We start from the raw sequence: 5,528 nt of genomic DNA on the forward strand, positions 1-5,528 counted from the left end.
TCATTTTGGTGCAAGCGTAATTCATGAGTAACGTAGCAATATTTTGCGCTTACGATGGTAAGATGGCTTACATGAGAGAACAGAGGAACAACAGAAAAATCGAGAATGCGGTAAAGGCTGAGCGTCATACGAAGCTGATGCAGGACAAGTACAAGGATCAGATTCAGGCTTCTATTTCGGCAACGAAACTTTATAAAGTAGTCTGGAATTCGAAAGATCCGGACGAGAATGCAGAGCAGAATAAGATGCGTATTTTCGTGGAGGATCTGGACAGCGTTGCTGCAATCCTAAAATATCAGGGATCGAAAACGGCGGTTCTGAATTTCGCTTCTTACCGGAGTCCGGGCGGCGGTTTTATCAGGGGCAGTATCGCGCAGGAAGAATGTCTGTGTCATGAATCGTTTTTGTACAATGTGCTGGAAAGTTTTCAGAGAGAGTTTTATGAATGGAATATGCAGCATAAACAGAAAGGGCTGTATTTGAACCGTGCGCTGTATTCGCCGGAAATTGGATTTTTCCGTAATGGGAAGGAAGCGTTCTGCGATGTGATCACCTGTGCAGCACCGAATAAGGCGGCGGCACAGAAATACGAAAATGTCTCCGACCGGGAAAATACAGAGGCGCTGAAAAGCAGAATCCAGTTTGTGCTGGATATTGCGGAAAAGAACGAGGTAAAGACTCTGATTCTGGGTGCATACGGATGTGGTGTTTTCGGACAGGATGCAAAAGAAGTTGCCGGGATTTTCAAGGAATTTCTGACAACGACGCATACAAGTTTCGATACGGTCGTGTTCGCGGTGCCGGATGGAAAGAATGGGAACTACAGAAGATTTGCGGAAGTATTTAAAGAAAACTGAGCATATATATTTAGGAAAGAAGAAAACCGGGATGTTTTCCTGCAGATGAAGCAGGGTGGCATCCCGGTTTTGCTTAAAAGAGCGCGCAGCAGTTATACTACGGGATGAATGACTGGGCAGATGAAGCATGATAAAATTTTACCTGTGGCGTTTTACAAATGCCTATATAAAATTATTTTGAGAGAGGATTTTGAAAAATGGGAAAGCGAAAATTGGCATCTGTGCAGTATGTACATCACATAACTCCAATTGAAGGAGCAGACAGAATAGAGTGTGTGCATGTCCTGGGATGGAAGTGTGTTGCGAATAAGGGACAGTTTCGGGTTGGAGATTGCTGTGTATATATGGAAGCAGATTCGTTTCTTCCGATTTGTGAGCAGTTTGAATTTCTGCGAAGCAGCAGCTATGAGAAGAACGAACTTCTGGGAGAAGGTTTTCGGCTGAGAACTATGAAATTTAGAGGCCAGATTTCTCAGGGCCTGGTTCAGCCTTTATCTATATTGCCGGAAGGAACGTATAAGATTGGTGATGAGGTTACAGAGCTGCTTGGAATCAGAAAGTGGGAAGTAGAGGAAAGAGTCACCAGCAGTGGTACGATTATAGGGGAGTTTCCAGACGGAATTCCAAAAACAGATGAGCTGAGAGTACAGTCTTATCCAGAATTGATCGACGAATTTAAAAAGATAAATGGATATTACATCAGTACAAAGATGGACGGAACCAGTGTTACGATGTATCGGAAAGACGATCATTTTGGTGTATGCGGAAGAAATTTTGAATATGCAGATGACGGAAAATGTGCGATGTGGAAATATGCACATGAAAATGGGATACCCGATAGAATAAAGGAGAATAATCTGTCAGATCTCGCAATTCAGGGTGAATTCTGCGGTGCTGGTATTCAAAAGAACAGATTAAAGCTGAAAAAACCGGAATGGTATGTATTTACCATGATAGATCTGAAAACACACAGAAGACTGTCTCTTGCGAAGATGAAAGAACTGTGCGGAATTCTGAACCTAAAAATGGTTCCGGTGGAAGAAGAAAGAGATTTGTTTGAGTATGATAGTATCGAAGAACTTTTAGAAAGAGCAAAGGGAAAGTATACATCTGGTATGAATAAAGAAGGAATTGTAATACGCCCATTGGAACCGGTGTATTCCAGAATTGTGGAAGGACCGTTATCTATGAAAGTATTAAACAATGATTATTTGCTAAAGAAATAAAAGAACTGTTTGAAGAAACTTGAGCATGTATATTTGTCAATAGAGGAAAACCGGGATGGTATTCTGCTTCATCTGCAGGATACCATCCCGGTTTTGCGTAAAAGAGAACGCGGCAGTTATACTGCGGGACGAATGACTGGGCAGATGAGGTATGATAGAATTTTACATGGTGAAAGAGATGAGAACGGCCAGGTATCTCATCGAGTGGGAGAGATTAATTATGCGCCTGCCATCCCGGTACAAGGAACTCGTTACTGTCTGCCTTTATCAGAAACTGAAGGATGAGATTGCGGATCTGGATGAGAAGATCATGGACAATCTTTTCTTCTTCCGAATCAGTGCATCGGACTGCAACGAGCATGATACGCTCTTCTACCTGAAGAGCCTGGATCTCGACCGCAGAATGGGTTATGAGCTGGGTACGATCTATGAGTGTACCCATGAGAATTAGAAAGGAAAGGGGTATTATTTTATGGAGCAGAAGAAATTTATGGATATCAAGCGAATCGTGCAGGAAAATGAGATGCACAAAAACAAGAACACCTGGGCTTTCGAGCCCGGGGATCACATTGTGATTCAGATTAAAATCGATGGAAGCAATGCCAGCGTACGGTATGACCCGGAAACAGGAAAGCTTGCGGCGTTCTCCAGAAAGCAGCAGATCGTGAGGACAAAGGATGTCGACGCGACATCAAAATTTCTCGACTATGTGGATACACTGGACGCGGAGAAGTTTCAGAAGTATCCCGATTATGTATTTTTCGGGGAATGGATGACGCGTCATCGTGTACCGTATCCGGAGAAATATCTGAATATCTGGATCATGTACGATGTCTACGATCTGAAAGCGGACGGTTATCTGCCGCAGAAGCAGGTAAAGGCGCTGGCGGCTGAGGTAGGAGTTCCGTATATACATGTGCTGTATGACGGACCTTTCGTGGACTGGGATCACTGTCGGAGTTTCATGCGGATTACGAAGTATACGGATGGGGACTGCGAGGAAGGCATTATCGTCAAGAATATGTCGAAACTGAATAATCCGGACTCGAGAGCGCCGTTTGTGCTGAAGATTGTGAATGAAAAATTTTCAGAGATGAAAGCACAGAAAGCACCGATCACATCGGAGCAGGAAGCGGCGAAAAAGATGGCGTTTGCAACTGTTGAGCGGATGGTGACGCGGGAGCGCGTGGAAAAAGAGCTGTATAAAATGCGCGATGAAGGTATTCTGCCAGAGGAGTTTGGAACGGCAGAATGGAAGCTGATTGCCCCGGTGATCGCAAAAAGAATCTATGCGGACTGCGTGAAGGAAGAGGCGGAGGCCGTGGAAGCCTGCGGAAAACTCTTCGGTAAAATGTGCGGTGGGCAGACGATGAATCTTGCAAAGAGTATTCTGAAGAAGATGGATGAAGCACGCGGGAAATAAGGAATTTTTTCTGGCGGAGATCTGATAAAAGAAAAAGCTCAGGGGAACCAGAGTTATGAAAGTAAGGTTAACTCTGGACCTGAGCTTTTTTGGGGGTTGTAGCTTAGGGTAGTAGTTGCTTTGCGTAGGCAGAAGCCACTCAGTTTCCTTTTAGTTACATCTATGATATTACACTTTCCAGAGAAAAAATGCAAGCCCAGGATGAGAAAAAGGATTCAACTGTCGGGGGACAGTTACGGTTCACTGCTGAATGAACAGTAACGAGGATACATTTTTTAGAAATAATTTGGAGAATAACGAGGAGAATTTTAGATGGATGCTTATAATAATGTTGGGATTGATTCCATAGAAACAGCAAAAAATCTGAAAAAACTTAGAATTGAGAATAACTTGAAGTTAAAACAGGTGAGAGACGCGATTGGACTTTCGGCAGAGCAGACGGTATGCAGTTGGGAGAGCAAAACACATCCGAAACTTCCAAGCATTGATAATGCGTTGAATCTGGCACGGCTTTATGGAGTCAGACTTGACCAGTTGTACAAGACACGTCCGGTGAAAACAGGCAGCCCGGAAAAAGTGGATCAGGAAATCCGGGACAGAATAACGATTTCCATGCGGATGGGTGAGTTTGAGGAGTTCTTTGACGATATGCGGATGGAACGGGAAAGCATCTGCGGGCCATTCGTCGCAGCGGAAGCACAGCGTGAGGACGGAACCTGGGAACCGGAGACGATTCCGCTGCCGGATGAGCTGACTTATTTTTCATATGATCTGTTCAAACTGAAACTTTGTAAAAAGAAAGGAAGCAACAAGGCTCAGTTTTACCCTGGCACAGGATGCTTTGTCATAACACCGGAAGGGCTGGAAGACGAAAAACTTGTACTGCACAACATGATCCATCTCCACGAGTGGGTGCTGAACCAGGTGCCGGGCCATTACAAAGAAATGGTTACCAAAAGTCTCTATCAGGAACTGCGAAAGAGCATCAGCAATCTGGATGAACGTATAGAGGAAAACCTGTCCTTCTTCCGGGAAAGCCAGACGGACTGCGATGAACATGATACGCTCTTTTTCCTGAAGAGCCTCGACCTTGACAGAAAAAGAGGGTATGAACTCGGGACGATTTACGGAAGTAAGTGACATTTTTAAAAATTTAACCCGAAAAAATATGTGTCCAGAAAAGAAAGCAAAAGTTGGGGAGACCAAAAACACATATAATCTAAAATGATAAAAAAGTACCTGAAACAGTATATAAAAAGGGGTAAAAGGAAAAAAGAAGGGGGTCTAACCTGAACGAAAATTTTTTCTGTCCTGACCTTTTATGATTTTAACCCGGAGTGTAAAATATGGGTATAAGAAAAGAAATTAGGGAGGGCAAAGATATGAAAGAATCGGAACAGATCTATGCAAACTTGAACATGAAGAAAACGGGCGAAAATATCCGTAGCCGGCGTGAAAGATTGGGGATGAACCGACCGGACATTCAGAAGAAGATGGGGCTCGCCGGGGTTCAGAGTGTCTGGAACTGGGAGAAAGGAAAAAAGATGCCGAACATTGAAAATCTGTTTGCACTTGCCGAGATCTTACATACGACGGTAGATGATCTGTGTGTGCGGGAGATCGTGGAAGTTTGACATGGATGAGAAGAAGGCTGTCTGCTGAGAAAGCAGGCAGCCTTTTTCCTGAATTGGGCATGTTCGTACCATAATCGACGCTATTGTAGGAATAAAAGAAAAAATTTGAAAAATTTTAAAAATTACCGTTGACAAATTAAAAGAACAGTGCTAAAATCTATAAATGTCAGCGGGACATAAGCGCTGATGAAAAACAGGATATGGGATCTTAGCTCAGCTGGGAGAGCATCTGCCTTACAAGCAGAGGGTCATAGGTTCGAGCCCTATAGGTCCCATATTTATCAAAAATTACATATGGCGAGATAGCTCAGTTGGCTAGAGCACGCGGTTCATACCCGCGGTGTCGAGGGTTCGAATCCCCCTCTCGCTATGGTTGGAGGCTCCTGTG

The 5,528-nt window shown here is 43.9% G+C and carries 6 protein-coding genes and 2 tRNA genes; all 8 read left to right on the top strand.

From position 1 onward, the window contains the following. Positions 1-71 precede the first annotated feature (71 nt). The 8 genes from DXD92_RS03440 (at position 72) to DXD92_RS03475 (ending at position 5,510) form a co-directional block, all read left to right on the top strand. Positions 72-857 (top strand): TIGR02452 family protein, encoded by a 786-nt coding sequence (locus DXD92_RS03440; protein WP_158578726.1) that lies wholly within the window; start codon positions 72-74, stop codon positions 855-857. A gap of 197 nt (positions 858-1,054) precedes the next feature. Further along, positions 1,055-2,083, top strand: a complete 1,029-nt coding sequence (locus DXD92_RS03445) for an RNA ligase (ATP) (RefSeq protein WP_118594508.1) — start codon at positions 1,055-1,057, stop codon at positions 2,081-2,083. Between the two features lie 151 nt (positions 2,084-2,234). Further along, the gene (locus tag DXD92_RS03450; RefSeq protein ID WP_119188929.1) at positions 2,235-2,534 is read left to right on the top strand and encodes a hypothetical protein; all 300 of its coding nucleotides are present in this window, start codon (positions 2,235-2,237) and stop codon (positions 2,532-2,534) included. A gap of 21 nt (positions 2,535-2,555) precedes the next feature. Further along, positions 2,556-3,506, top strand: coding sequence for an RNA ligase family protein (locus DXD92_RS03455; protein WP_118594506.1), 951 nt, complete (start codon positions 2,556-2,558; stop codon positions 3,504-3,506). A gap of 312 nt (positions 3,507-3,818) precedes the next feature. After that, on the top strand, positions 3,819-4,646 hold the full coding sequence (locus DXD92_RS03460) for a helix-turn-helix transcriptional regulator (RefSeq protein WP_118594505.1): 828 nt from the start codon (positions 3,819-3,821) through the stop codon (positions 4,644-4,646). 242 nt (positions 4,647-4,888) lie between these two features. Continuing rightward, positions 4,889-5,140, top strand: a complete 252-nt coding sequence (locus DXD92_RS03465) for a helix-turn-helix domain-containing protein (RefSeq protein ID WP_158578725.1) — start codon at positions 4,889-4,891, stop codon at positions 5,138-5,140. Positions 5,141-5,342: 202 nt separating this feature from the next. Then, positions 5,343-5,415, top strand: a tRNA-Val gene (locus DXD92_RS03470). A 21-nt stretch (positions 5,416-5,436) separates the two neighbouring features. Beyond that, positions 5,437-5,510 (top strand) — tRNA-Met (locus DXD92_RS03475). Positions 5,511-5,528: the final 18 nt, after the last annotated feature.

The organism is Blautia sp. TM10-2 (assembly GCF_003480845.1).
In the GTDB taxonomy this organism is placed as follows: domain Bacteria; phylum Bacillota; class Clostridia; order Lachnospirales; family Lachnospiraceae; genus Fusicatenibacter; species Fusicatenibacter saccharivorans.

What these genes read in the sequence shown, in the direction of transcription:
- DXD92_RS03440 (WP_158578726.1), top strand. Translation starts at nt 72, where the DNA reads ATGAGAGAACAGAGGAACAACAGAAAAATCGAGAATGCGGTAAAGGCT.
- DXD92_RS03445 (WP_118594508.1), top strand. Translation starts at nt 1,055, where the DNA reads ATGGGAAAGCGAAAATTGGCATCTGTGCAGTATGTACATCACATAACT.
- DXD92_RS03450 (WP_119188929.1), top strand. Translation starts at nt 2,235, where the DNA reads ATGATAGAATTTTACATGGTGAAAGAGATGAGAACGGCCAGGTATCTC.
- DXD92_RS03455 (WP_118594506.1), top strand. Translation starts at nt 2,556, where the DNA reads ATGGAGCAGAAGAAATTTATGGATATCAAGCGAATCGTGCAGGAAAAT.
- DXD92_RS03460 (WP_118594505.1), top strand. Translation starts at nt 3,819, where the DNA reads ATGGATGCTTATAATAATGTTGGGATTGATTCCATAGAAACAGCAAAA.
- DXD92_RS03465 (WP_158578725.1), top strand. Translation starts at nt 4,889, where the DNA reads ATGAAAGAATCGGAACAGATCTATGCAAACTTGAACATGAAGAAAACG.